Origin of the sequence: Microbacterium sp. NPDC057407 (assembly GCF_042803895.1) — a bacterium.
Lineage (GTDB): Bacteria > Actinomycetota > Actinomycetes > Actinomycetales > Microbacteriaceae > Microbacterium.
Genome location: NZ_JBHVCA010000001.1, coordinates 292,837 through 318,113, shown reverse-complemented (window position 1 = coordinate 318,113; position 25,277 = coordinate 292,837). Strand labels below are relative to the sequence as shown.

Below are 25,277 nucleotides of genomic sequence, written 5' to 3'. Positions count from 1 at the left end.
GTCGTCTGGGGAAGGGCGGTCAGGGGGTCGCGGGGGTTCCGGGACTGCACGTGCCGGAGAAGGTGGCGGATGCCGGTGCCAGACCCCATCCTTGCGCGTCCCAGTTCGCCGACACGGCGATTCCGTCGACGCGCACCGCGCCGACCGGCACGGCCCAGGAGTCCGGCGCGGGCCGCGGCAGGACCTGGTCGTTCTCGTCGTAGAAGACGAGGCCGGCGTTCGCGAACGTCACCGCCGCCTTGCCGCCGCCCGGTGCCGTCGACGAGTCCCAGGCCGCCACGAGGTCGGTGCCGCCGACGCACGACTCGAGCCACCAGTTCGCCTGCACCTGGTACGGCGCGCTCCCGGCCCGCGGCGTGACCGGGGCCCACGGCGTCGCGGTGCCCCAGAACCGGTGCACGTACCGCACCTCGATGTTGGGGTCCTGGCCGACGACGGACGTGGGCGGTCCGCCGCGGAACTCGGGCACGTTGTTGTTCGGCGGCCGCTCGGGCGACTGCGGCGTGTCACGGATGACCCAGTCGGCGCGCTGACCGGCGACGTTCGGCGTCGGCGCGACCACGAAGGTCCACCCGGTCGGCGCGTCGCCGGACTGGACGGCGCGCACGGTGTCGGTGACCGACGTCGAGCCGAACGCCTGGTCGTCCCACCAGGATTCGACGCAGAGCTGGAACCGGTACTCGTTGCCGTCCTGAAGACCGGAGAAGGTCGCGGTCGCCCCGTCTGTCGTGGGCACGCACCGGTCGCCCTCGCGCACGATGGCGTAGCGCAGGCTCGACCCGTCCCCGTTGCGCAGTGCCGCGCCGCGCGCGGTGACGGTCGACGTGCCGTCGCCGTTGGACGACGAGCTCAGCGACAGCTGCGGGCTGAGCGGAGCCCCGATCCCGTTGCCGTACACCGTGGCCGCAGCGCCCGACTCGCTGCCGCCCAGCCCCGGCGGAAGCGCGAACCGCGAGAACGGCGTGATGGTGATGGGCGTGGAGCTGTTCGTGCCGACCTGGTACGACGACACCTCGAGGCTCGTCTGGTTGCGTCCGATCGGGATGCGCAGGCGCTCGCCGGTCGTGCTGCTGATCTCGATGCTGCCCGTCTCGGACGGCTCGATCCCGTCGATCGAGACCGCCACCACGCCGCCGTCGCCGGACGTGACGACCGGTCGGACGGCGACCGAGGCCGGCGTCGGCGGGGTGTCGTAGGCCCACGCGCTCGTGCGCACGCCGCTGAGCGACTGCCCGACCCCGTTGACCGCGAACGCCTCGTACACGCGCTCCTCGCCGTTGGGCGCCGAGATCGGCGGGCACGTGCCGTCGGCCGCGCACTGCGCGACATCCTGTCCGTTCCACCGCACCACGAATCCGGAGAGAGCGGGATACGCAAGGCCCGACTCGCCGGGGTCGACCCGGAGGGTGAGCGTCTCGTCCCCGTAGCTCGTCTGCACGATGCTCACCGGGGCCCGGGGATACCCGAGCAGATCCAGCAGCAGGCGCCCGTTGCGTTCGCCGTTCGTCGTCCGGGACTGGGCGTCGCGCACCGAGAACGTCGCGCTGCACGTCGCTCCCGGGGCATCCTGCGTCCATGACGCCGTCACGGTGGTGGACGAGCTCACATCGAAGGTCACCCCGACGCAGGCGCCGGTGGGACGCACCGCGACGACCTCGAGAGGCGTGCCCGGAAGCGGATTGACCTCCCCCGCGGCGCCGACCACGGAGATCGTGCACGACGTGCCGCTCGCCTGAGAGCACTGCTGCACCGCCGAGCCCCCCTGGGGCAGCGTGGACGGCGCCGCCCCGACACGCAGGATGAGGCGCGCGGGCGAGACGAGGCTGTGACTCGTCACCGAGACGATCGCCGCCTCCTCGGTGCCGGGCACGGCGCGGTCGGCCCCGGTGACCGTGACGAGCGATCCCTCCTGCGACACCTCGAACGCCGACCCCGAGTACTCGACGAGGTAGTCGATGCCGTCCCAGTCCTCGCGCAGCTGCCACGACGTCATGTCGCGCAGATCGAACGTCGCCGTCTCGCCGGGCCCGACCGTCATCGAGGCGGGACGCAGCACCGGCTGCGGGTCGAGCGCGTTGACGGTGACCGGGACCGACAAGTACGTCCAGTCGTCCTGCCCGGCGAGGCGCACCGGGACCTGGCAGGCATCCGTCCAGGGCCCACCGGGACCCGCGTCGTAGCGCACCGTGGTGCCGGAGTCCCGCTCGCACGCCGCCTCGGCACGCGCCCCCGACGCGCGCACGTCGGACCCCACCTCGATGCTGCTGCCGCGCGGCTTGGCCACGAGCCTCGCCATGTCGAACGAGACCGACTCGAGCTCGTCGACCTCCGGCAGGTCGGCCCCGGCGCGCAGCGCGAGCGCGAGGTCGTCGTCGCCGGGCACCCGGAGGAACGCGTAGGTCGTCACGTCCCCCGACGCCCCCGCGCCGGTCACGGCGAACGGGATCAGCCGCGTGGTCGACGGCAGATCGCCGCGCAGCTCGCTGCCCTCGACCGAGACACCCTCGGGATCGCCCCACAGCGACACCTCGAGGTCGTCGACCTCGCCGCCCGACCAGGTGGCCTTGCCGTCCAGCACGTCCACGCCGTCGGGGAAGTCCTCGCGCGTCTCGGCCGTGAGGATCGTGTCGGAGACGACCGGGTAGTCGGGCACGTTCTCGCGGACGACCTTCACGACCATCAGTCCGCGACCGGTGTTGCCCGAACTCGACTCGATGTCGTAGAGGAACGACATCGTCGCCGGCTCCGTGCCCGCCTCGATGACGACGGTGGTGTCGCTCACGCTGCGGATGCGGCCGTCGAGCCGCGCGTACTCCGGATTGTCGCTGCCGTCCATCAGCGTCGGGGCGAGGTCGGGTCGCACGTCGGTGATCGACAGCGCGCCCAGGGTCGGATCGACGTCGTTGGCGAGCGGGCTCACCCGGATCGTGCTGTCGGCGCCCGCCTGCACCTGCACGTAGTCGGTGAAGGTCACGGGGCTCGGGTTGGCCTGGCTGTCGAGGACGCCGATGCGGACGGTCGCCTCCCCGGTCTCGCCGAACTCGTCGACGACGCGGTACCGGAACGACCGCTGGCCGCTGTCGCCGGGGACGCTGGAGTACACGATCGACGCCCCGTCGGCCGAGATGGTCGCCGCGCCGCGTTCGGGCTGCTCCACGATGCGGTCGAGCGTCACGACGTCGCCGTCGGGGTCCATCCCGAACCCGTCGAACTCGAGCAGCGTCGACTGGCCGCTCAGCACGCGGCCCTCGAGCGTGTCGGGCACCGGGGCCCGGTTGGTGTCGTCGGCGAGGACGCGCACCCGGACGGTCGCCGTGTCGGCGAGGGCGGGTGCGCCGGTGGTGAAGACGGAGTACTCGATGCGGTACTCCCCCGGCTCGCTCGGGGCGAGGTATCGCAGCAGGTCGCCCGACGCGAACGCCAGCGCCTCGTCGCTCGTCGAGACCACTCTCGCCGGGTTGAGGGTGGGGCGCCCGCCGGCGGGCGAGATGTCGTTCTCGAGCACCGGGATGTCGATCTGCGCCCCCGCCCGCACCACCACGGTGTCGTCGACGGCGATCGGGGCCAGCTCGGGGGCGAGCGGAAGGAGGTAGACGGTCGCCTCGCCCTCGACGCGGGCGCCCTGGTCCTCGGTGCCGTCGCTGACCACGTACCGCACGGTGCCGAGGCGACCGGGCCCGCCCGACGCGGTGGTGCCCGACACCCGCAGGTTGTTCTGGCCGACCGCGTCGACCGACAGCGTCGCACCGGGGTCGGCCGTCGCGACCACGTCGCTGAGCAGCAGCACCCGGCGCGTCGGGTTGGACACCGCCGCGAACACGTCGAGGGTCGCATCCTCCTGCGGATGCACGAACGCCACGACGGGCGCCGTGGCCAGGTCGGGCGGCGCGTCGGCGGGGAGGAGCGTGATGCGGGCCGTGCCCGTGGCATCCGTCGTCCCGTCGCTCACGGTGAAGTCGACCCGGAACGTCCCCGCGTCCTTCGCCGAGAAGTCGAACTCGGTGGTGCCGTCGACGACGGTCGCCGTCGCCGCGGCGTCGTCGAGGACGCGCACCGAGTCGAGGACGAGCTTGCCCGCCGTGCCGGTCACGTGAGGTGCGACATCGACGGTCAGCGCGGCCGACGCGGTGTCGGTCACCGCGAACGACTGCACGTCCAGCCGCGGTTCGGGCGAGACGCGCACCCGCAGCGACCTCTCGGTCGTCATGCCCTCGGTGTCGGCCACCGTGACGACCAGCTCGACCACGTCCTCGCCGCCCTCGCCGTCGTCGCTGTGCTGGTAGACGACGTCGCCCGACGGGGTGGCGGCGACGCTGCCCACCCCGGAGGTGTTGCGCACCGCGAGCAGCAGCAGAGGGTCGCCCTCGGGGTCGACCCAGCCGGGAAGGACGGGCACCGTGACGGTGCCGCCCCGCTCGACCTCGGGCTGCGGCCACTCCACGAGGCAGCGCTCCACACCGCACCACTGCGGGGCCGAGTCGACGGATGCCTCGGCGGTCGTCAGCGTGACGGTCGTGGCGTCGGAGAGCAGCCCGCCCTCGGCGGTGCCGTCGGTCACGCGGTAGGTGAAGGTGGCGGAGCCGCTCGCCCCGGGGGCCGTCCGCACGGCCAGACGCTGCCCGTCGTCGGTGATCGACACCGTGCCGAACCCCGGATCCAGTCCGGTCACCGACGTCGGGTCGATGCTCAGGACGTCCTCGTTGGGGTCGTGGTCGTTCATCAGCACCGGCAGCGTGGTGAGGCTGCCCGCGCGCACTCCGAACGCGTCCGGCTCGGCGATGGGCGGCTTCGGGTCGAGTACGACGGGAAGCTGCTCGTCACTGGGGACGGCGTCGGGATCGATCTCGTCGTCGAGCGACCAGTCCTGACTCGACGGGATCAGGCGGCCGTCGGGGATCGACCACGCCCACCCCGACCGCGTCTCGTTGAGGATCACGGCCTCGCCGCTCGCCACGAACGCCGGCCGTCGCTGCTCCGCGAGCGTGCCGGCGCCGTAGTCGAGCGTCACCGGACCGCCGTCCGAGCTCCACAGGACACCACCCGCGTCGTCCTGACCCAGCCACGCCGCGAAGACCTCGCCGTCGTGCTGAACCGGGCGCGCCGGGGTGCCGAGCACGCCGGTTTCGCGCCACTGCGTCTGGACGTCCGATCCGTCAGCGGGCACGCGGATCAGCGCGGCCTGGTCGGCGAGATAGATGTCGCTCGCCCCGGCGGACGGCTCGCCGACGACCACCGTCCCCTCCGTCGGGGCCTGGGACGCGGCATCCGCACCCCGCAGCCACACGTCCCCGTCGTCGGCGTCGACGACCGCCCACACATCGCCCGCCGAGGTCACGACCGGGGTCGTCACGCCGTCGGCCTCGAGCGGGTCGCGTCCCTGCACCTCGCCGCTTCGGATGTCGTAGCGCACGACGGAGGCGTCCTCGCGGGAGTAGGCGAACAGCACCCCCCGCTCGTCGACCGCGATCGCGTCGGCGGCGTACGGCGGCGCATCCTCGTCATCGGACGGGAACGGATCGAGCTGCGCGGGCTCCCCGGCCGACAGCAGGCCCGCGAACACCGCCCCGACCTCGGTGCGGTAGGCCACGAAGTCACCGGCGGTGGCGACATCCGTCGTACCGGCCGGCGTGGACGGAGACGCGCGCACCGCGGCCTCGTCGAGGTCGGTGGGCTGCGCCTCGTCGATCCGCGTGACCTTCGTGAAGCTGTCGCTGAAGATGTACGCCGCATCGTCGGTCTGCACGACCCGGTCGGGGTTGCTGATGCCCCGCACCGTGTCGAGCTCGCCCACCGACGTGTTGACGCGGGCGTACCGGCGGCCCTCCCCCGTTTGCAGCGCCCACACGGCGGTGTCGACCTCGGGTGTCTCCTGCGCATCGAGTCCGGGCCAGACGACGCTCGCGACGACGACCGTCGCGACGACCGCCCCGGCGGCCACGAAGCCGGCGACATCGCGCCGACGCATCACAGGACTCCCGTCGCGAACAGGGCGACGACGACCGCGGCCGCGGCGATCACCCCGCCGGCGACCGCGGCGACCACCCACGGCAGGGCGGCGCTGCGAGCCGGGGCCGGCGACGAGAACTCCGTGTCTTCGTCACGCGCCAGGCCGGTCACTCCCGCCGACGCGCGGGTCTTCCGCGTCGAGTCCCGGTCGAGGTGCGAACGGGCGGGACCGCGCAGCTCGGAGTCGGCGAAGTCGACGGGGGCGGATGCCGGAGACCACTCGTCGTCGGGCACCTCGAGCGGCGTCGGCGACACCCCGAGCTCGGTCTGCACGGCGCGCAGCGCCTCGGCGAACTCGCGCGCCGACGCGTACCGCCGGGCCGGGTCGCGGTTCATCGCCTTCGCCAGCACGGCCTGCAGCGTCGCCGGAACGTCCGCACGGGCGATCTCGGTGTACGTCGCGCGCGCGATGCGTCGCCGCAGCAGATCCTTCGTGTTCTGACCGCGCTCGCGCCGCTCGAACGGGCTGTGACCCGCGAGCAGCGAGTAGACGGTCGCGCCGAGGCTCCACACCTCGCTCTCGATCGAACCGGCCGTCTCTTCGGCGATGACCTCGGGAGCGCTCCACGGGATCGACATGGCGAGCATCTCGTCGGTGCTCTGCTGGATGAGCGACGACGAGATGCCGAAATCCGCGAGGACCGGTGTGCCGAAGGTCGTGATGAGGATGTTGCTCGGCTTGACGTCGCGGTGCACCAGGCCGGCACGGTGCGCGGACTCCAGGGCACCCGCCATCCGCACGCCGATCGCCAGCACCTCCTCGACCGGGATGCGCTCGATGCGGTAGCGCTGCGAGAGCGAGCCCGGGCAGTACTCCATGACGATGTACGGGCGGCCGTCCGCCGAGATCCCGGCCTGGTAGACGGTGACGATCGACGGGTGCGCCGAGAGGTGCGCGAGCACGTCGGCCTCGGCGTTGAACATGCGGCGGAGGTCAGGATCGCGCACATCGCTCGGCATCACCTTGACGGCGACGTTGCGGCGCGGCATGTCCTGCTCGTAGAGGAAGACGTCGGCGAACCCGCCCGATCCGAGGGGCCGGATGTACGTCAGCCCAGGGAGGATCGGGGGCGCCGATGGAAGCCTGGTGGCCACGTCACCTCCCCCGGTTCTTCCGCCGGAGAGCCGGCGTGCCGATAGCACAGCAAGCGCGGGCAATGCTAGCAAACAAGCCCTTGCCGAGCCTGGGCGCGAACTGGAGACGACCGTCGTCCGGCACGCCCTCGGACAGGTGCACCGAGTCAGCCGTCCAGCGGGTCGCGCGGGTCGAACGGCGCGTCGAGGGAGCGGGTCAGCTCCTCGAGCATCGCCTCGATCTGCGGCTCGACGTACTCGCTGATCGCGGCCTGGATGCGCAGGCGGTGATGAAGGAGGATCGTGCACACTTCGCGGCCCACCATGTTCGCGTAGTCGTCGGCCAGCCCCACCTCCTGCCGCAGCGCCGCCTTCGCCTCGTCGCTGAGCGGCGGCAGGGCGGGGATGTCGGCGTCCGCCTCGGCGGCCAGCCCCGAGATCGTGAAGAGGAAGGGCGCGCCGGGAACCGGGTCGGGGTCGAGCGGGAGACCCTCGTACTCGGGCTCGAGGTCCTCCGTCGGGCGATAGCTGCGCGACCTATTGCGGGCCGCCTGCTGGTCGAGCTCCGTCTGCAGCATCGGGAGATTCAGCGACGTGTACTCGGCGACCGACCGGTCGACGATGGTCTTGATGCGCGTCGACAGGCCGTGCTGCACCCCGTGGGGCACGTCGGCACCGAGCCCGGCCGCCGAGAGCACCGGCGAACCGAAGCACCGCCGGCACGGCGCGACCCGACCGCGGTGGGTGGCCGGCTCCCACCGGGGCAGCCACGCCAGCCAAGCGTCCACCGCCTGGCTGACCTGCGTCTCGAGCGAGCGCTCCACAGCACCACGGTAGTACCGACACGCCCGGAGGGCGGGGATTCCGGGACCCGGAACGCGCGTCACTCGTCTTCGTCGTCCTCCCAGGGCCATCGCGGCCGCCCCGCCCGGGTGCGCACCAGGGCGATGCCGCCCCACGCGGCCACGAACGCCGCCAGCGCGATCACCACGCCGAACCAGCCGGTGGCGATGCGCCCCACCACCGACGTGGCCACGGCGAGTCCGGCGCCGGTGGCGACGGCGGTCGCCCACATCCCGGCGAGGTACGCGAGGTAGGCGCCCAGCGCCGTCCACACCGACCCGCCGTACGATGCGGGCCGGCGGCGGACCGCTGCCCACAGGCCGCCGGCGAACGCGGCGGTCGCCGCCGCGCTGGCCACGACGCCCGGGATCTGTCCGAGCCCGGGAGTCGCGACCACGTCCTCGTCGAGGACCAAGCTGGTCATGCCCAGCGCGAAGATGAGGAGCGCGATGAAGGCGGCGGTGGCGAAGACGACCGCGGTGACCGGGCGAACCGGTCCGCCGCCGTGGCCGTCGTCGCCGGACATCTACGCTCGGACGAGCTGCGGACCCGCCTCGAGCGTGCGCTCGTACTCGCGCTGCGCCTCGATGTTGAGCTCGGTGACCCGTCGGCCGCGCGACGCCGCCCACGCGCCGAACCAGATCGTCAGCTCGCGGCCGATGATGAACGCGGCGACGGCGGCCGGTGCGAGCACGTGCTCACCCATGAGCTCTGCCCCCTCGGCAGCCGTCAGGTTCCAGAACTGCTCCTGGAACAGCACGCCGAGCAGGTAACCGCCCCACGAGGCAAACCCGACCAGCAGACCGAAGATCACCCACGCACCCCAGCGGCCGCGGTTGATGATCGCACCCAGCAGCCAGAACGCGATGAAGAACACCACGACCGGCACCCACAGGGTCCAGGATCCGGCCGTCGCGAGCGCGACCGTCGCGACGTTGTCGGCCGTGAGCTCGCCCGATGCGGCCTCGAGCACGAGCCAGACGGCGAGGTAGAGCACGGCGAAGACGAGCGCGGCGACGAGGCCGATCGCTCCCGCCGAGGCGCGGTTGCCGCGGGGACGGGGGGCCTCGGGGGCCTGCACGAAGATCGGCTGCGGGGCCACCGGCGCCGCGGTGGCCGCCGGCTCGGACACCGGCTCGCTGGGCGTGACCACCGGCGCGGCGGACGCGGTCTCGGACGGCTCGTAGGCGGTCACGGCCGGCGTGTCGTACGCGGCCGTGTCGGCCGGGACGGCGGCCGGCTGGGCTGTCAGCGACGCCGCCTCCGGCGAGTCCCAGGGGTCGGGCTCGGCCGGAGCGGCGGCAACGGCGGCGGGGGCGGATGCCTCGGCCGCTGTGCCGTCGGGAGCCGTGCCGTCGGGCGCGTCCCGACGGGCGGCCTCGGCCTCGGCGAGTCCTTCGTGCGCGCGACCGACGACATCGCCCTCGGGCTGGGGCTCTTCGACCGGTTCGCCGTAGGACGACTTGGGGTCACTCATCGCAGGCACTCCTCACGCGGGGACTCTTCCCGCAGTGCGAGGGTAGCCCGCGGTTCGCCCGGCGCCGTGGAGGCATGCCGGGCGGATTGGGAGCGCGTCCGCGGGGACGCGGCATCCGTTCCCGACTGTCAGCCGAACACCGTCTTCTCCAGGCGCGCGGCGTACGCCTCGGGGTGCCACGCCCGCTCCACGCTGGCCAGCCAGAGGCCGCCGCGGATCACGTGCTCCTCGAGGACATCGCCCTGCGTGCGGCTGCACCGCACGACCTCGTCGGCCGCGGTGCACGCGAACCCCTGACCGCGGAGGGCCGCCTCGGCCAGTCCCGCCGCATCCGCCGCCACCGCGGCCACGGTCGTCGCCACGGCGCCCTCTCCCCGACCCGTCCACCGGCACGAGATCCGGACCTCGGGGGCGAGCACCTCGGTCAATGCGGCGACCTCGGTCGGAGGGGGATCGAACGACTGGTCGAGGAGCGTCCGCCCCTGCCACGTCAGCTCGTTCCACAGGCTGTCCGAGTACAGCTGCCGACAGTCGAGCCCGTCACCGTCGGCGAGCCGCTGGGCCGGGGTGTCGGCCGCGACCGCGGCGGCCGGCGGCTTCGTCGCGTTGCGCAGCATCTGCCCCGCCCACGCCACCGTCACGGGCACCATCGGCAGCGACATCCACACCAGCGCCCCGACGATCGCGGCGCAGATCACCCCGGCGGGCACGGCGATGAACGAGTTGCGTCCACTCACCCGTGCCATGGCCCCCACCCACCTCCGGCTTCCACGGTAGGACGCGGAGAGCGGATGCCTCGCAGCGGCGCGCAGCGACCGGCAGACGGGCGGTCGGCGAGGGCACTGTACCCCGAGCGGCCGCAGAACTCTACCCCCGTGGCAACGGCGGCATTCTCACGGACCGTTGATGAGCGGTAACCACCGCGAACGACGGGCGTCGCCCCTTGGGCACGTCCGGCGAGAACGACAGGAGTGAGAGATGACGACAGACATCACAGGTGGCCAGACCGGCGGGTCCGAGACATCCGACACCGGCGTGCAGGAGCGCGCGAAGGAAGCTGCGGCAGAAGTCGGCGCCGGCGCGAAGAACGTGGCCGGAGTGGCCAAGGACGAGGCGTCGAGCGTCGCGCACCAGGCGAAGAGCGCTGCCCGCGGGCTGCTCAGCGACGCACGCACGCAGCTGAGCGACCAGGCATCGAACCAGAAGCAGCGCGCCGCGGACGGCCTTCGGAACGTCGGCTCGCAGCTGTCCTCCATGGCCGAGGGCACCGATTCCGGCGTGGCCGGCGACATCGTGCGGAACATCTCGCGCCGAGCCGACTCCGCGGCATCTTGGCTGTCGGACCGCGAGCCCGCCGACCTGGTCGACGAGGTGCGCCGGTTCGCACGCCGCAACACCGCCGCGTTCCTCGCGATCGCTGCGGGCATCGGAGTGCTCGCGGGGCGCGCCGCTCGCGCGCTGCGCGAAGGCGAGCCCGACGACACCGGTTCGACGAGCGGCAGCTACGCCTACGCGACCGGGTCGAACGGATCGACCGGAGTCTCGGCGTACGACGACACCCCGGTGGCGACCGCCGTCGCGAGCGGCCGGGGCACCACGGCGGGTACCGCCTACGGCGACTCCGGCGTCGCGTACGAGGACGCCGTCCCGGGCGCCACGACGCCCGGCACCGTCACGGGCGACGCCTGGACCGCTGAAGGAACCGGAGGCGATCGACCGTGACCGAACCCAGATTCGACACGCCCTCGCAGCAGCAGGCGGCCGACTCGTCGCTCGGGCAGCTGGTCGGGGAGGTGACGCGCGATCTCTCGACGCTGATGCGCAAGGAGATCGAGCTCGCCAAGGCCGAACTGACCGAGTCCGCGAAGAAGGCCGGGACCGGAGCGGGGATGTTCGCCGGCGCCGCCTACGGCGCCATGATGACGATCCTGTTCCTCTCCATCGCGCTGTGGTGGGCACTGGGCACGCTCGTCGGGAACGGCTGGTCCGGTGTGATCGTCGCCGTGCTGTGGGCGATCATCGCCGCCATCCTGTTCGCGGTCGGCCGCAGCCAGGTCGCGAAGGTCAAGGGCGCACCCCAGACCGTCGAGACCATCAAGGAAATCCCCGAGACATTGAAGAGGAATGAGGAGAACCGATGAGCACTCCCGATGAGATCCGCGCAGACATCGAAGCCACACGCGAAGAGCTCGGCCAGGACGTCGACGCTCTCGCCGACAAGGTGACGCCGGGCAAGATCGTCGACCGTCAGAAGACGCGGCTGCGCCAGCGCTTCGGCGAGTTCCGCACGCGCGTCATGGGTGCGGCCGACGACCTCGGCCACTCCACCGCCGGTGCCGCCTCGTCGGCGGGCGGCGCGGTGTCCGGCGCCGTGTCGTCGGCGGGCCACGCCGTGTCGGACGCCGTGTCGTCGGCGGGAACCGCCGTGTCCGAGCTGCCGCAGAAGGCGAAGCAGACCGCTCAGGGCGCGCCGCTGGCCGTGGGCCTCGTCGCAGCCGGCGTCGGCTTCGTCGCCGCGGTGCTGATCCCGGCGTCCACCCGGGAGCGTCGCCTGGCGGCCAACCTCCGCGACCAGGCTCAGCCGCTGGTCGACAAGGCCACCGACACCGCAAAGGAGGTGGCGGGCAGCCTCAAGGAGCCCGCGCAGAACGCTTTCCAGCAGGTGAAGGATGCCGCGGCCGACTCGGCTGCCCACGTCAAGGACGAGGCGCAGGCGACCGCCGGCCGCGTCAAGGAGAACGTGTCGTCGTCGAGCGGCGAGTCATCGTACTGACCGCAGGAACGAAGAAGGGCCCCGGGGAGACCCGGGGCCCTTCTCGTGTGTCGGACTAGTTGTAGTTGCCGGTGAAGTCACCGTCCGTGGAGAAGCTGTCGAAGTCGACGTAGCTCAGGTCGGCGTCGGAGTACGCGCCGTCCGAGGCGAAGATGCGGTTGGGGTACCGCTCGCTCTTGGCCTCCTCCGTCGCCTCGACCGAGACGTTGCGGTACTTCGCAAGTCCGGTTCCGGCGGGGATGAGCTTTCCGATGATGACGTTCTCCTTGAGGCCGACGAGCGGGTCGCTCTTGCCCTCCATCGCCGCCTGGGTCAGGACGCGCGTCGTCTCCTGGAACGACGCGGCCGACAGCCACGACTCCGTCGCGAGCGACGCCTTCGTGATACCCATCAGCTCCGGACGACCCGACGCGGGGCGCTTGCCCTCGGCCACGGCCTCGCGGTTCATGTTCTGGTAGCGCTTGAAGTCCACCAGCTCACCCGGGAGCAGCGTGGTCTCGCCGTGGTCGACGACGGTGACCTTGCGCAGCATCTGACGAACGATGACCTCGATGTGCTTGTCGTGGATCGGCACACCCTGCGAGCGGTACACGCCCTGGACGCCGTTCACCAGGTACTTCTGCACCTCGCGGGCACCCATGACACGCATGACCTCCTTCGGGTCGAGCGTGCCGACCTGCAGGGGTTGTCCGACGGTGACGTGCTGCCCGTCCTCGACGAGGAGGGTGGCGCGCTTGAGCACGGGGTAGACGTGCGGCTCGTCGCCGTTGTCGGGCGTGAGGATGACCTTCTTCGACTTCTCGGTCTCGTCGATCGTGATGCGACCGTCGGACTCCGCGATGGGCGACGCGCCCTTCGGGGTGCGTGCCTCGAAGAGCTCCTGCACGCGGGGCAGACCCTGCGTGATGTCGTCAGCCGAAGCGGAACCACCCGTGTGGAAGGTACGCATCGTCAGCTGCGTGCCGGGCTCGCCGATCGACTGGGCGGCGATGATGCCGACCGCCTCGCCGATGTCGACGATCTTGCCGGTGGCCAGCGAACGACCGTAGCACTTGGCGCAGACGCCGACCGCCGAGTCGCAGGTGAGAACGGAGCGGACCTTGATCGACTCCACGCCGCCCTCGACCAGCTTGTCGATGAGCACGTCGCCCACGTCGTCGCCGGCAGCCGCGAGCACCTCGCCCTTCGGGCTGACCACGTCGGCCGCCAGGGTGCGGGCGAACACCGAGTTCTCGACGTTCGCGTCGCGGACGAGCTCGCCCTCGAAGTTGAGAGCCGCGATCGGAAGCTCGAGACCCTTCGTCGTGCCGCAGTCCTCCTCGCGGATGATGACATCCTGCGAGACGTCCACCAGGCGACGGGTGAGGTAGCCCGAGTCGGCGGTGCGGAGGGCCGTGTCGGCCAGACCCTTGCGGGCACCGTGCGTCGCGATGAAGTACTCCGCCACCGACAGACCCTCGCGGTACGAGGAGATGATCGGACGGGGGATGATCTCACCCTTCGGGTTGTTCACCAGGCCTCGCATACCCGCGATGTTGCGGATCTGCAGCCAGTTACCACGAGCACCCGACGACACCATGCGGTTGATGGTGTTGTCTTCCGGGAAGTTGTCGCGCATCGCCTTCTGGACGGCGTCGGTCGCCTCGGTCCAGATCTTGATGAGCTCCTGACGACGCTCGGCGTCGGTGGTGAGACCCTTCTCGAACTGCGCCTGGACCTTCGCGGCCTGCTTCTCGAAGCCGCCCACGATCTCGGCCTTGTTCGGCGGGGTGAGGATGTCGGACAGCGCCACCGTGACACCCGAACGGGTGGCCCAGTAGAAGCCGGCGTCCTTGATGCGGTCGAGCGAAGCCGCGACCTCCACCTTCGGATACTCCTCGGCCAGCTTGTTCACGATCTGCGACAGCTTGCCCTTGTCGGCCTGCTCGCGGACGAACGGGTACCCCTTGGGGAGCGTGTCGTTGAAGATCGCCTGGCCCAGCGAGGCATCCACCAGTCCGTGGCGCTCGTAGCCCTCGGGCGCTTCGCCCTCGAGGAACGTCAGACCCGGAACGCGGATGCGCACCTTGGCCTGCAGGTCGAGGGTGCCCTCGTCCTTCGCCAGGATGGCCTCGCCGACCGAGCCGAACACACGGCCCTCGCCGGTCGCGCCTTCCTTGACCGTGGTCAGGTGGTGCAGACCGATGATCATGTCCTGCGAGGGCAGGGTCACCGGGCGACCGTCCGACGGCTTGAGGATGTTGTTCGACGCGAGCATCAGGATGCGCGCCTCGGCCTGAGCCTCGACCGACAGCGGAAGGTGCACGGCCATCTGGTCGCCGTCGAAGTCCGCGTTGAAGGCGGCGCAGACGAGCGGGTGCAGCTGGATGGCCTTGCCCTCGACGAGCTGCGGCTCGAAGGCCTGGATGCCGAGGCGGTGCAGCGTGGGCGCACGGTTGAGCAGCACCGGACGCTCGCGGATGATCTCCTCGAGCACGTCCCACACCTCGGGACGCGTGCGCTCGACGGCGCGCTTGGCCGCCTTGATGTTCTGCGAGTGACCGAGATCGATCAGGCGCTTGATCACGAACGGCTTGAAGAGCTCGAGCGCCATCTGCTTGGGCAGACCGCACTGGTGGAGCTTGAGCTGCGGGCCGACGATGATGACCGAACGACCCGAGTAGTCCACGCGCTTGCCGAGCAGGTTCTGGCGGAACCGGCCCTGCTTGCCCTTGAGCATGTCGGAGAGCGACTTGAGCGCACGGTTGCCGGTACCGGTGACCGGGCGACCACGGCGGCCGTTGTCGAACAGTGCGTCGACGGCCTCCTGCAGCATCCGCTTCTCGTTGTTGACGATGATCTCGGGGGCACCGAGGTCGATCAGGCGACGGAGGCGGTTGTTGCGGTTGATCACGCGACGGTACAGGTCGTTGAGGTCGGAGGTCGCGAAGCGGCCACCGTCCAGCTGGACCATCGGACGAAGCTCCGGCGGAATCACCGGGACGACGTCGAGCACCATCGAGGCCGGCGACATGCCGGTCGAGAGGAACGAGTTGACGACCTTCAGGCGCTTGATCGCACGGATCTTGCGCTGACCCTTGCCCTCGGAGATCTGCAGGTGGAGGCTGTCGGCCTCGGCCTGCAGGTCGAAGGCCTCGAGGCGGCGCTTGATCGACTCGGCGCCCATGTGGGCCTCGAAGTACTGACCGAAGCGGTCCTGCAGCTCGTGGAAGATCTCGTCCTCGCCCTTGAGCTGGCCCACCTCGAGCGTGCGGAAGTCCTCCCACACGCGCTCGAGACGCGCGATCTGCTCGTCGGCGTTCTTGCGGATGCCGGCCATGTCCTTCTCGGCGGCGTCCTTGACCTTCTTCTTCTGGTCGGCCTTGGCGCCTTCCTCCTCGAGCGCGGCGAGCTCCTCCTCCAGCCTCTGGAGGCGGGTGGCCACACGCGCATCGCGGCGGTCGGCGAGCGTCTTCAGCTCGAGCCGGATGTTGTTCTCCTGCGTCGCGAGGTCGCGGTGACGCGCCTCCTCGTCGACGGAGATCACCATGTAGGCGGCGAAGTAGATGACCTTCTCGAGGTCCTTCGGCGCCATGTCGAGCAGGTACCCGAGGCGCGAGGGCACGCCCTTGAAGTACCAGATGTGGGTCACGGGCGCGGCGAGCTCGATGTGGCCCATGCGCTCACGGCGCACCGAGGACTTGGTGACCTCGACGCCGCAGCGCTCGCAGACGATGCCCTTGAAGCGGACGCGCTTGTACTTGCCGCACGCGCACTCCCAGTCACGGGAGGGCCCGAAGATCTGCTCTCCGAAGAGACCGTCCTTCTCGGGCTTGAGCGTGCGGTAGTTGATGGTCTCGGGCTTCTTGACCTCACCGAACGACCAACGACGGATGTCGTCAGCAGTGGCCAGGCCGATGCGAAGCTGATCGAAAGTGGTTGATTCGAGCACTGGTTCTCCTGTGTCGTGTTTCGATACGCCGCTTCGCGGCTACTCAACAACCGGGTTCGGCATGAGCGTGTATCGATGTGTAGCTGTGATCGGCCGGGTCAGATCTCGTCGATCGACGAGGACTCGAAGCGGCTGGAGATGTTGATGCCGAGCTCCTCCGCAGCGCGGAAGGCGTCGTCGTCGGTGTCGCGGAGGTTGACCGCCGTGCCGTCGGCCGAGAGCACCTCGACGTTCAGGCAGAGCGACTGCATCTCCTTCATCAGGACCTTGAACGACTCGGGGATGCCGGGCTCCTGGATGTTCTCGCCCTTGACGATCGCCTCGTAGACCTTGACGCGGCCGAGGATGTCGTCGGACTTGATCGTGAGGAGCTCCTGGAGCGCGTACGCGGCGCCGTAGGCCTCGAGGGCCCACACCTCCATCTCACCGAAGCGCTGACCGCCGAACTGCGCCTTACCACCGAGCGGCTGCTGGGTGATCATCGAGTACGGACCCGTCGACCGCGCGTGGATCTTGTCGTCCACGAGGTGGTGCAGCTTCAGGATGTACATGTAGCCGACCGAGATCGGAGCCGGGAACGGCTCGCCGGAGCGGCCGTCGAACAGCTGCGTCTTGCCCGACGAGTCGATGAGGCGGATGCCGTCGCGCGTGGGGTTCGTCGAGTCGAGCAGACCCGCGATCTCCTCCTCGAAGGCGCCGTCGAACACCGGGGTCGCGACCTTGGTGCCGGCCGGAGCCTCGAACGCCTCCTCGGGCAGGCGCGCGGCCCACTCCGGGTTGCCCTCGACCTTCCAGCCCTGCTTCGCGATCCACCCGAGGTGGGTCTCGAGCACCTGGCCGAAGTTCATGCGGCCGGGGATGCCCAGCGGGTTGAGGATGACGTCGACCGGGGTGCCGTCCGCGAGGAACGGCATGTCTTCGATCGGCAGGATCTTCGCGATGACGCCCTTGTTGCCGTGACGACCGGCGAGCTTGTCGCCCTCGGTGATCTTGCGCTTCTGGGCGATGTAGACCACGACGCGGCGGTTCACGCCCGAGCCGAGCTCGTCGTCGCCGTCCTCGGCGTTGAACTCCTTGACCGCGATGATCGTGCCCTGCTCGCCGTGAGGCACCTTGAGGGACGTGTCGCGGACCTCGCGGCTCTTCTCGTTGAAGATCGCGCGGAGCAGGCGCTCCTCGGCCGACAGCTCGGTCTCGCCCTTGGGCGTGACCTTGCCGACGAGGATGTCGCCGGGACGCACCTCGGCGCCGATGCGGATGATGCCGCGCTCGTCGAGGTCCTTCAGCAGGTCGGGGCTCACGTTCGGCAGGTCGCGCGTGATCTCCTCCTTGCCGAGCTTCGTGTCACGGGCGTCGACCTCGTACTCCTCGATGTGGATCGAGGAGAGGGTGTCGTCCTTCACGAGGTCCTGGCTGAGGATGATGGCGTCCTCGAAGTTGTGGCCCTCCCACGTCATGAACGCGACGAGGAGGTTCTTGCCGAGCGCGAGCTCGCCGTTCTCCGTCGCCGGTCCGTCGGCGATGACCTCGCCGGCCTCGATGCGGTCGCCCGCCGAGACGATGACGCGCTGGTTGTACGACGTGCCCTGGTTGGAGCGGTCGAACTTGCGCAGGAAGTAGTCCTGCGTGCCGCCCTCGTCGAGCTGCACGGTCACGACGTCGGCCGAGACCTCGAGCACCACGCCCGGCTTGTCGGCGGTGACGACGTCACCGGCGTCGATGGCCGCGTAGCCCTCCATGCCGGTGCCGACCACGGGCGACTCCGAGCGCAGCAGGGGCACGGCCTGACGCTGCATGTTCGCACCCATGAGCGCGCGGTTGGCGTCGTCGTGCTCGAGGAACGGGATGAGCGAGGTCGCCACCGACACCATCTGGCGCGGCGAGACGTCCATGTAGCCGATCTCGTCGGCGGGGAAGAGGTCGACCTCGCCGCCCTTCTTGCGCGCGAGGACGCGGTCCTCGGTGAAGTGGCCGTCGGCCTTGAGCGGCGCGTTGGCCTGGGCGACGATGAAGTCGTCCTCCTCGGACGCGGTCAGGTAGTCGATCTGGTCGGTGACCTTGCCGTTCACGACCTTGCGGTACGGCGTCTCGATGAAGCCGAACGCGTTGATGCGGGCGAACGACGCGAGCGAGCCGATGAGGCCGATGTTCGGGCCTTCCGGCGTCTCGATCGGGCACATGCGGCCGTAGTGCGACGGGTGGACGTCACGGACCTCGACGCCGGCGCGCTCACGCGACAGACCGCCGGGGCCGAGCGCCGACAGGCGGCGCTTGTGGGTCAGACCCGCGAGCGGGTTGTTCTGGTCCATGAACTGCGACAGCTGCGACGTTCCGAAGAACTCCTTGATCGCGGCCACGACGGGGCGGACGTTGATCAGGGTCTGCGGCGTGATCGCCTCGATGTCCTGCGTGGTCATGCGCTCGCGGACGACGCGCTCCATGCGCGACAGACCGGTGCGGACCTGGTTCTGGATGAGCTCGCCGACCGCGCGGATGCGGCGGTTGCCGAAGTTGTCGATGTCGTCGACGTCGAGACGGATCTCGGCCGTCTTGCCGGCGCGGACGCCCTCGAAGGTGACGTCGCCGCGGTGCAGGCGGACGAGGTACTTGATGGTGGCGACGATGTCGTCGACCGTCAGCACGGAGTCCGTCAGCGGCTTGTCGAGGCCGAGCTTCTGGTTGATCTTGTAGCGACCCACCTTGGCCAGGTCGTAGCGCTTCGGGTTGAAGTAGAAGTTGTCGAGGAGCGCACGGGCGGCCTCGGCGGCCACCTGCTCGCCCGGACGCAGCTTGCGGTAGATGTCGCGGAGCGCGTCCTCCTTGGTGAGGATGGTGTCCTTCGACAGCGTCTCTTCGATCGACTCGAAGCCGGCGAACTCGGCGAGGATGTCTTCGCTGGACAGGCCCAGCGCCTTGAGGAAGACGGTCACCGACTGCTTGCGCTTGCGGTCGATGCGCACACCGACCTGGTCGCGCTTGTCGATCTCGAACTCGAGCCAGGCGCCGCGGCTCGGGATGACGCGGGCCGACACGATGTCCTTGTCGGACGTCTTGTCGGGGGTCTTGTCGAAGTAGACGCCGGGCGAACGGACGAGCTGCGACACGACGACACGCTCGGTGCCGTTGATGATGAACGTGCCCTTGTCGGTCTGGAGCGGGAAGTCGCCCATGAAGACCGTCTGGGTCTTGATCTCACCGGTCTGGTGGTTCATGAACTCGGCCTCGACGTAGAGCGGGGCCGCGTAGGTCTTGCCGCGCTCCTTGCATTCCTCGATGGAGTACTTCTCGGGCTCGAGGTACGGGTTGGTGAACGAGAGCTGCATCGTCTCGCTCAGGTCTTCGATGGGAGAGATCTCCTCGAAGATCTCCTCGAGGCCGCTGACCTCGGGGACATCCGAGCGACCGGCTTCCTTGGCCTCGGCGACGCGTGCCTTCCACGCGTCATTGCCGACCAGCCAGTCGAAGGACTCGGTCTGAAGCGCCAGCAGGTCGGGGACCGTCAGCGTGTCGGAGATCTTGGCGAACGAGAGGCGGGATGCTCCGCGGCCGTTCTTGGGGGTGGTGGTGGATGCGTTGCGCGCAGCAGCCAAGGGGATTACCTCCGTGGGCCCGGGTAAGGGGCACGTTTCCTTGTCGTCAGGGTGGAGTGCTCAGTTTTCGTCCCCGATAGCCCGCGCGTCACGCCTCACCGGGAGTGAGGGCACGCAGGCACAGCCGACCACCATATGAGGGCAGGGGGAATCCAAGAGCGCAACTACCAACTATACGTGTTCCGACGCGCCATGTCCAGCGCGATCCTTGACGACTTTCGGATGCTGCGGTATAACCCCGCCCGGGAACCCCTGACGGCGCGGTCCTGTGAATGGACATCCCGCGAAGAACCCTGGCGGGAGCGCTTTCCTCGCGCCATGATGTGGGAATGGCTGGGGTTCCACACCCCGTGATCCGCACACCCGACCAGCGGATCCGGGTGTTCGTGAGCTCGACCCTGCGCGAGCTGGCCGAGGAGCGTCGGGTCGTCAAGGACGCCATCGAACGCCTCCGCCTGGCCCCCGTCATGTTCGAACTCGGCGCCCGCCCCCACCCGCCAAGGGAGCTCTACCGCTCCTACCTCGCCCAGAGCGACGTGTTCATCGGCATCTACGGCGCCAGCTACGGCTGGGTCGCCCCCGAAGAAGACATCTCCGGACTCGAAGACGAATACAACCTCGCCCCGCCCGGCATGCCCAAGCTCATCTACATCAAAGACACCGACCACCGCGACGACCGCCTCACCGAGCTCATCGCCCGCATCCAAGCCGACGACACCGCCGCCTACCTCCACTTCCACACCCCCGACGACCTCCACGACCAGATCGCCGCCGACCTCGCCATGCTCCTCGCCGAACGCTTCGACCAGTCGCGGTCTCCCGGGGCGCCGGCATCCGCCCCGTCGCCCGCACTCGCGGCGCGCGTGCCGGTGCCCTACACGCAGACCATCGGCCGAGAGGGCGAGCTGGCCGAACTCCGGTCGCTCCTGGCCGCAGGACAGCATCGGGTGGTGACCCTGGTCGGGCCCGGCGGGATCGGCAAATCCCGGCTCGCCATCGAAGCCGCACACGCCAACGACGACCTCTTCCCCGACGGCATCTCCTTCGTTCCGCTGGAGGGCGTGCTCGAGGCGGGACTGCTGCTGCCGACGATCGCCTACATCCTGGGCGTCCGCGACACCGGCGACGGAACCCTCGAGGAGCGCATCGCGCGCGCCCTGGGAGACCGCAAGGTGCTCGTCGTGCTCGACAACTTCGAGCAGATCGTCGACGAAGCGCCCGTGCTCGTGCAGCTGTACACCCTCGCGCCGCACGCGACCTTCCTGGTGACGAGCCGCAGCGTCCTGCGGATCCGCGGCGAGCAGGTCTTCGAGGTCGACGCCCTCGCGGCGCCCGACGAAGGCGTGCCCGCCACCCTGGAGCGCGCCCGCTCGTCTCCGGCCTGCCGGCTCTTCGAGGAGCGGGCGCAGGCGGCCAAGCCGGACTTCGCCCTCACCGCCGACAACGCCGCGGACGTCATCCACATCTGCCGGCGATTGGAAGGGCTGCCGCTGGCGATCGAGCTGGCCGCCGCCAAGATGCGGCTGCTCACCGCCAGGGATGTCGCGCAGCGGCTGACGCAGAGCCTCCCGATGCTCTCCAGCTCGGCGCGCGACCTGCCCGAGCGGCACCGCACCATGCGCGCGACCATCGACTGGAGCGTGAGCCTGCTCACGCCGGAGCAGCGCGACATGCTCGAGAGCCTGGGAGTCTTCGCCGCACGCTTCTCGCTCGAAGCCGTCGAGGCCGTCGGCCGCGGCCGTGCGTGGGGCGAGAGCGCGATCGAGACGCTCGCCGCCCTCATCGACGCCTCGCTCGTCAAGCAGGTCGACACCGCCGGCCGCTCCGCGTTCTCGCTGCTGGCCATCGTCCGCGAGTACGCCACGCAGCAGCTCGAGCACCGCGGCGAAGCCGACACCCTCCGCATCGCGCACGCCCGCTACTACCTCGAGGTCGTCCGCCTGCACGCGCGCCACCTGCGCGGTCCCGCCCAGGCCGATGCCGTGGCCGAGCTCGGATACGAGCTCCCGAACCTCCGCGCCGCGGCCCGGCACCTGGTGCACGCCCGACTGTTCGACGAGGCGGCCGACTTCGCGTGGCAGCTGCTGCCGTACTGGTGGATCTCGAGCCTGTTCGCCGAGGTGCGGCTGTGGATGCTCGAAGTCCTCGGGAGCGAGGCATCCCTCTCTCCCCGGACCCACGCGATCGCGCTCTTCTACTCGGTGTGGGGTGAGATGTGGCAGCGGCCGAGCAACCAGGTGGTCGACGACCTCGGGGAGTGCGTGCGACTGTTCGCCGAGAGCGGCGACGAGGATGCCGCGGCCATGGCGCTCGCCGCGCGCGGCACCACTCGGCTGCAGTTCCCCGAACCGGACGCGATGGCGGCCTACGCCGAACTGACCGAGGCGGTGGCCACCTTGAACCGCCTCGGCGACGGGTGGGGCGAGGCGCTCGCCGAGATCGGCCTCGGGTTCATCAGCGTGGGCGGCGGATCGATCGAGGAGGCCCGCGTGCACTTCGACCGGTCGGCCGAGATCGCCGATGCCGAGCACGACATCTTCACGCGCGCGGTCGCCGGCAACAACCGCGCGCGCATCGCCTTCGTGCACGGCGATCTCGAGGCCGCTGAGCGGGAATGGTTCCTGACCCTCGAGATGTCGGCGAGGCTGCGATTCGCCGAAGGAGCGGCATACGCCCTCGAGGGGATGTGCGCGCTCGCCGCCGTCCGCGGCGACGCGTGGCGTGCCGGCGTCTTCGCCGCGGTGACGCACACGCTGCGCCAGACCACCGGCATGTTCGACGTCGAGGGGTTCTCGGTGCACGAAGCGCCCCTCGCCGCGCTGCGCGAGCGCGAGCCCGAGGCGGTCGCCGAAGGTGAGCGAGCCGGTGCGGACATGACGCCGGCCGAAGCGATCCACCTCGCCCTACCCGATGCCGGAGCACCGGCGAGAGAGGCTCTCCTGCGATGGTGAACCAGCAGACGCACCCCGTGATCCGCACACCCGACCAGCGGATCCGGGTGTTCGTGAGCTCGACCCTGCGCGAGCTGGCCGAGGAGCGTCGGGTCGTCAAGGACGCCATCGAACGCCTCCGCCTGGCCCCCGTCATGTTCGAACTCGGCGCCCGCCCCCACCCGCCAAGGGAGCTCTACCGCTCCTACCTCGCCCAGAGCGACGTGTTCATCGGCATCTACGGCGCCAGCTACGGCTGGGTCGCCCCCGAAGAAGACATCTCCGGACTCGAAGACGAATACAACCTCGCCCCGCCCGGCATGCCCAAGCTCATCTACATCAAAGACACCGACCACCGCGACGACCGCCTCACCGAGCTCATCGCCCGCATCCAAGCCGACGACACCGCCGCCTACCTCCACTTCCACACCCCCGACGACCTCCACGACCAGATCGCCGCCGACCTCGCCATGCTCCTCGCCGAACGCTTCGACGAATCGCGGCGCACCGAGCCCGCCGACGCGGAGGCGGATGCCTCGGCCCTCGTCGCCCGCGTGCCCGTGCCGTACACCACCACGATCGGCCGGGAACGCGACATCGCTGCGGTGCGCGACCTGCTGGCGCGGGGCACCGACCGGGTCGTGAGCCTTATCGGTCCCGGCGGGATCGGCAAGAGCCGCCTCGCGATCGAGACCGCCCGCGCCACCGAGGACCTCTTCCCCGACGGCATCTACTTCGTGCTGCTGGAGGGCGTGCTCGAGTCGGGGCTGCTCCTCCCGACGATCGCGTACACCCTCGGCATCCGGGACAACGGCGAAGCCGCCCTCGAAGAGCGCATCTCGCACGCGCTCGCCGACCGCAAGGTGCTCGTCGTGCTCGACAACTTCGAGCAGATCGTCGACGCCGCGCCGGTGCTCGTGCGGCTCTACACCGTCGCCCCCACCGCCACGTTCCTCGTCACCAGCCGCATCGTGCTGCGCATCCGCGGCGAGCGCGTCTTCGAGGTGCCGACACTCGCGACACCGGCGTGGGACGCGCCGGCGAGCCTCGACCCCGCCGTCCGGACCGCGGCGGTGTCGCTCTTCGTCGACCGCGCGCAGGCGGTCAAGCCGGGCTTCGACGTGACCGAGGAGAACGCCCGCGACCTGGCGGCGATCTGCCGGCGCCTCGAAGGACTGCCGCTGGCCATCGAGCTGGCCGCGGCGAAGGTGCGCATCCTCACGCCCGCCGGGATCGCCGACCGTCTGGAGAAGAGCCTCCCGCTCCTCACGGCGGCCGTGCGCGACCTCCCCGAGCGCCACCGCACCATGCGGGCGACGATCGACTGGAGCGTCAGCCTTCTGCCGGAGCTGCAGCGAGAGCTGCTCGAGGACCTGGGAGTGTTCGCCACCCGCTTCACGCTCGACGCGGTCGAGGCCCTCGGCGTCGGCCGCTCGTGGGAGGGGCAGGAGATCGACGGTCTCGCCGCCCTCGTCGACGGGTCGCTCGTGAAGCAGACCGAGATCGGCGGCCGGTCGGTGTTCTCGCTCCTCGCCGTCGTGCGCGAATACGCCCTCGGCCGGCTGAAGGAGCGCGGCGACGCCGACCGGGTCCGCGCCGCGCACGCGGACTACTACTTCGGGCTCGTCCGCCGCGTCGCGCCCGGCCTCGGCGGCCAGGCGCAGGCCGAGGCCGTCGTGCAGCTCGGGCTCGAACTGCCCAACCTGCGCGCCGCCGTGCGGCACCTCATCTACACCGACCGTCTCGACGACGCCGGCGACTTCGCGTGGAGCCTGCTGATCTACTGGTGGATCTCGGGGTTCTTCGCCGAGGTGCGGCTGTGGATGCTCGAGCTGCTCGAGAAGCAGCACGACCGTCCCATCACCCAGCACACGCGAGCGGTGGCCTGGTTCCTCGCCCTCTGGGGCGAGATGTGGCAGCACCCCAGCGAGCAGGTCGTCGCGGGCCTCGGCGAGTGCGTGCGCCTGTTCACCGAGAGCGGGGACGAGGATGCCGCCGCGATGGCGCTGGCCGCCCGCGCGACCGCGCGCGTGCAGCTCACCGACCCCAAGATCGCCAAGGCCGACAAAGAGCTGCGCAAGGCCGTGGCGAAGCTGCGCGAGCTCGGCAACTCGTGGGCGGAGGCCATCACCGAGGTGTCGCTCGGACGCCTCGCCTGGCTCCGAGGCGACACCGACGACGCCCTCGGGCATTTCGATCGCGCGGCGGAGGTCGCGGCATCCGGCGGCGACCTCTTCACCACCTCGGTCGCCGGCAACCTGCGCGCCCGCCTCAACTTCCAGCTGGGCCGCATCGACGAAGCCGAGACCGAGTTCGTGCGCACGCTGCTCGTGTCGGTGCGGCTTCACCAGGAAGAGGGCGTCGCGTACGGACTGGAAGGGATCTGCGCCGTCGCCGCCGCCCACGGCGACGCGTGGCGGGCGGCCGCGCTCGCCAGGGCGGCCGGGGTGATCCGGCGCCGCATCGGCATCTTCGACGTCGAGGCGTTCACGGTGCACACGCCGTTCCTCGAGATCCTGCGCGGCCGCGACCCGCGAAGCGTCGAAGCCGGCGAGGCGGCCGGAGCCGCCATGCCGGTGCCCGAGGCGGTGCTGCTCGCGCTCCCGGCGTCGACCCACGCCGAGGTCGAGGAGATCCTCCGGCACTGGTGAGC

13 protein-coding genes are annotated in these 25,277 nt (G+C 70.5%); 5 read left to right on the top strand and 8 right to left on the bottom strand.

Annotated features, from left to right (window positions below; genetic code table 11):
• Window positions 1-19 precede the first annotated feature (19 nt).
• The 6 genes from ACFUTX_RS01515 to ACFUTX_RS01490 form a co-directional block, all read right to left on the bottom strand.
• Window positions 20-5,965 carry an Ig-like domain-containing protein gene (locus ACFUTX_RS01515; protein ID WP_378860440.1) on the bottom strand — a complete coding sequence of 1,982 codons (5,946 nt, stop codon included), beginning with the start codon at window positions 5,963-5,965 and terminating at the stop codon, window positions 20-22.
• Window positions 5,965-7,101, bottom strand: coding sequence for a serine/threonine-protein kinase (locus ACFUTX_RS01510; protein ID WP_378860439.1), 1,137 nt, complete (start codon window positions 7,099-7,101; stop codon window positions 5,965-5,967). The genes ACFUTX_RS01515 and ACFUTX_RS01510 overlap by 1 nt, the downstream gene beginning before the upstream one ends.
• Window positions 7,102-7,247: 146 nt before the next feature.
• Window positions 7,248-7,904, bottom strand: a complete 657-nt coding sequence (locus ACFUTX_RS01505) for a spermidine/putrescine ABC transporter substrate-binding protein (protein ID WP_378860438.1) — start codon at window positions 7,902-7,904, stop codon at window positions 7,248-7,250.
• 59 nt (window positions 7,905-7,963) lie between these two features.
• Complete coding sequence (locus ACFUTX_RS01500; RefSeq protein ID WP_378860437.1) at window positions 7,964-8,449, bottom strand: hypothetical protein; 486 nt, start codon at window positions 8,447-8,449, stop codon at window positions 7,964-7,966.
• Window positions 8,450-9,400: an ABC transporter gene (locus ACFUTX_RS01495; protein WP_378860436.1), complete on the bottom strand. Its 951-nt coding sequence runs from the start codon at window positions 9,398-9,400 to the stop codon at window positions 8,450-8,452.
• A gap of 128 nt (window positions 9,401-9,528) precedes the next feature.
• Complete coding sequence (locus tag ACFUTX_RS01490; RefSeq protein ID WP_378860435.1) at window positions 9,529-10,146, bottom strand: hypothetical protein; 618 nt, start codon at window positions 10,144-10,146, stop codon at window positions 9,529-9,531.
• 232 nt (window positions 10,147-10,378) lie between these two features.
• On the opposite strand from ACFUTX_RS01490, the gene ACFUTX_RS01485 reads away from it, so the two are divergent.
• The 3 genes from ACFUTX_RS01485 to ACFUTX_RS01475 are packed head-to-tail and all read left to right on the top strand — an operon-like array spanning window position 10,379 to window position 12,173.
• Window positions 10,379-11,122: a hypothetical protein gene (locus ACFUTX_RS01485; protein ID WP_378860434.1), complete on the top strand. Its 744-nt coding sequence runs from the start codon at window positions 10,379-10,381 to the stop codon at window positions 11,120-11,122.
• Window positions 11,119-11,541 carry a phage holin family protein gene (locus ACFUTX_RS01480; protein WP_378860433.1) on the top strand — a complete coding sequence of 141 codons (423 nt, stop codon included), beginning with the start codon at window positions 11,119-11,121 and terminating at the stop codon, window positions 11,539-11,541. Before ACFUTX_RS01485 ends, ACFUTX_RS01480 begins: the two co-directional genes overlap by 4 nt.
• A complete protein-coding gene (locus tag ACFUTX_RS01475; RefSeq protein WP_378860432.1) occupies window positions 11,538-12,173 on the top strand; it encodes a DUF3618 domain-containing protein in 636 nt (211 codons plus the stop codon). The genes ACFUTX_RS01480 and ACFUTX_RS01475 overlap by 4 nt, the downstream gene beginning before the upstream one ends.
• A 55-nt stretch (window positions 12,174-12,228) precedes the next feature.
• Here the strand turns inward: ACFUTX_RS01475 and rpoC are convergent, their stop codons facing one another.
• Both rpoC and rpoB read right to left on the bottom strand, forming a co-directional pair.
• On the bottom strand, window positions 12,229-16,104 hold the full coding sequence (rpoC, locus tag ACFUTX_RS01470) for a DNA-directed RNA polymerase subunit beta' (RefSeq protein ID WP_378860431.1): 3,876 nt from the start codon (window positions 16,102-16,104) through the stop codon (window positions 12,229-12,231).
• Window positions 16,105-16,202: 98 nt separating this feature from the next.
• Window positions 16,203-19,694, bottom strand: a complete 3,492-nt coding sequence (gene rpoB, locus ACFUTX_RS01465) for a DNA-directed RNA polymerase subunit beta (RefSeq protein WP_378860430.1) — start codon at window positions 19,692-19,694, stop codon at window positions 16,203-16,205.
• Window positions 19,695-20,023: 329 nt separating this feature from the next.
• Here rpoB and ACFUTX_RS01460 point away from each other — a divergent pair, with 329 nt between their 5' ends.
• Window positions 20,024-22,645, top strand: a complete 2,622-nt coding sequence (locus ACFUTX_RS01460; protein WP_378860429.1) for a DUF4062 domain-containing protein — start codon at window positions 20,024-20,026, stop codon at window positions 22,643-22,645.
• The gene (locus ACFUTX_RS01455) at window positions 22,639-25,275 is read left to right on the top strand and encodes a DUF4062 domain-containing protein (protein ID WP_378860428.1); all 2,637 of its coding nucleotides are present in this window, start codon (window positions 22,639-22,641) and stop codon (window positions 25,273-25,275) included. The genes ACFUTX_RS01460 and ACFUTX_RS01455 overlap by 7 nt, the downstream gene beginning before the upstream one ends.
• The last annotated feature ends 2 nt before the right edge of the window (window positions 25,276-25,277 follow it).